The following is a 2,241-nucleotide window of genomic DNA, read 5'->3' on the forward strand; positions in this document are numbered from 1 at the left end:
CCCCCCCCCCCCCCCCCCCCCCCCCCCCCCCCCCCCCCCCCCCCCCCCCCCCCCCCCCCCCCCCCCCCCCTTTTCAAGCAGAAGACGGCATACGCGATCATGAGTACTGTCTCGTGGGCTCGGAGATATGTATAAGAGACAGAGCTAAGTAAATGTCTGGTGGCACAGCCGATATTGTCGATGAGATAGTCTGGCAACCTTGATCAGGGCTAAGTGGGTAATTATAATAGCTATTCGAGACAGCCAAAACCGAACCTATGAGCGCCCTTATCCAGGAAACCCAAATTCGTAGCCTTTACAATGAGCGTAGCAATATTTTTTACATCGAATTTTTTCAGCAAGTTTTTGCGATGGGTTTTTATCCTGGTTACACTAATGAGCTGTTTAAGGGTGCCCAGGCCAAGCAAGGCGACGGCAGGTTATAAGACGATTTTACCATAGATCAAGATGGATTGGTTTTTACTAGACTACATTTGTTCGGGCATCAAGGTAAATAACATGCTCAATCAATAATCATCCACTAAAAACTTAAAACCATGAGTACACTAAAATTAAAAGACGGAACCGAAATTTTCTACAAAGATCAAGGTCAAGGACCAACATTAATGTTTCACCACGGCTGGCCTTTGTCATCAGATGATTGGGATGCACAGGTTATTTTCTTCCTGCAAAAGGGTTACAGGGTCGTAACGCACGATAGGAGAGGCCATGGCCGTTCCAGTCAGGACATCTATGGGCACACCATCGAACAATATGCCGCTGATGCTGCTGAACTAGTTGAGTTTCTTGACCTAAAAGATGTGGTTCACATTGGCCACTCAACCGGTGGAGGCGAAGTAATTCGCTACGTACATAAATATGCAAATGGTAGGGCTAAAAAGGCTGTGCTGATCAGTGCGGTGCCACCAATCATGGTGGCCAGCGAGAACAATCCGGATGGTGTACCAATGGAAGTTTTCGACGGGATCAGAGAGCAGACCCTTAACAATAGACAACAATTTTATATGGATTTGACCATTCCATTCTACGGATACAATAGAGAAGGGGCGGTAGTGAAGGAAGGCGTACAAAGAAATTGGTGGAGACAGGGGATGATGGGTGGAATTGTAGCGCATTATGAAGGAATTAAGGCATTTTCTGAAACAGATTTTAACGAAGACTTGAAAGCAGTGGAGATCCCGGTTTTAGTGATGCATGGTGAAGACGATCAGATCGTTCCCTATCAAAACGCAGCGTTAAAGTCCATTAAGTTGTTGAAAAATGGAAAGTTGATTACTTATCCGGGTTTTGCTCACGGTATGCCAACAACCGAAGCTGCTACGATCAATAAAGATTTGTTGGCGTTTATCCAATCTTAAGACTTTATCGTTTAGGTAAATAAATCAATTAATTTGTGCACAAATTCTTTCGAATTATGGTCCGCAGATAGACCAGGTTCTGAAAAGGCTTTAGTTTTACTAGAGCCTTTTCTGTTTAAAATGGTTTAGTCCTCCGATAACTGTTGTGATGTTTAGCGTTTCCCGACGTTAGTCGATAAATTTATCCACTAGATGCTTTGAGCTGTAGTTCGTTATTCACCAAAGTTTAAAACATCTTAGTGCTGCTATGACCGATGGTTTGCCAAAAGTTAAGTCAATCGCCATAAAATTTAGCTTCAATATTAAGATGCTTTTATCGGCGTATTTAATACATCGTTTCTTTTCTGTGGATGAACAAAATTTTGATCAATTTTTTGTCATTTGCTTAATTAATGGATTGATTTTAAATGCTTTTTGTATTATTAAAAAAGATTCCCATTTGTAAAATCAATATTATGCTGTAGTTAACATTGTTTCTCTGAAATTAATTATTTTGCTATAAATTAAACGCTCTCCAATGGAAAAAGAAATTATTTCCGAAATGAACACGCCGTTTTCTGACGGTGGTTACAAAATTGCTCATGGCCATTTTGAAATTGGACGAAAACTTCATAGTGAAAATTATTATTTCATAAAAAACTTCTTTCAAGACACGCAAAACTGTGTTAAACTTGCTGCCTGTCTCTTATACACATCTGACGCTGCCGACGAACCACGACATGTGTAGATCTCGGTGGTCGGCGGATGATTAAAAAAGGTGTGGGGGGGGGGGGGGGGGGGGGGGGGGGGGGGGGGGGGGGGGGGGGGGGGGGGGGGGGGGGGGGGGGGGGGGGGGGGGGGGGGGGGGGGGGGGGGGGGGGGGGGGGGGGGGGGGGGGGGGGGG

General features: G+C 44.7%; 3 protein-coding genes. All 3 read left to right on the forward strand.

The genetic code is table 11. The features are described from left to right. Positions 1–257: 257 nt before the first annotated feature. Positions 258–425 (forward strand): hypothetical protein, encoded by a 168-nt coding sequence (locus tag JHD69_RS19525; protein ID WP_199142014.1) that lies wholly within the window; start codon positions 258–260, stop codon positions 423–425. A gap of 111 nt (positions 426–536) precedes the next feature. Continuing rightward, positions 537–1,358: an alpha/beta fold hydrolase gene (locus JHD69_RS19530; protein WP_199142015.1), complete on the forward strand. Its 822-nt coding sequence runs from the start codon at positions 537–539 to the stop codon at positions 1,356–1,358. A 517-nt stretch (positions 1,359–1,875) separates the two neighbouring features. Further along, complete coding sequence (locus tag JHD69_RS19535) at positions 1,876–2,085, forward strand: hypothetical protein (protein WP_199142016.1); 210 nt, start codon at positions 1,876–1,878, stop codon at positions 2,083–2,085. Positions 2,086–2,241 lie beyond the last annotated feature (156 nt).

This window comes from Pedobacter sp. ASV12, assembly GCF_016429155.1.
Taxonomy (GTDB): Bacteria; Bacteroidota; Bacteroidia; order Sphingobacteriales; family Sphingobacteriaceae; genus Pedobacter.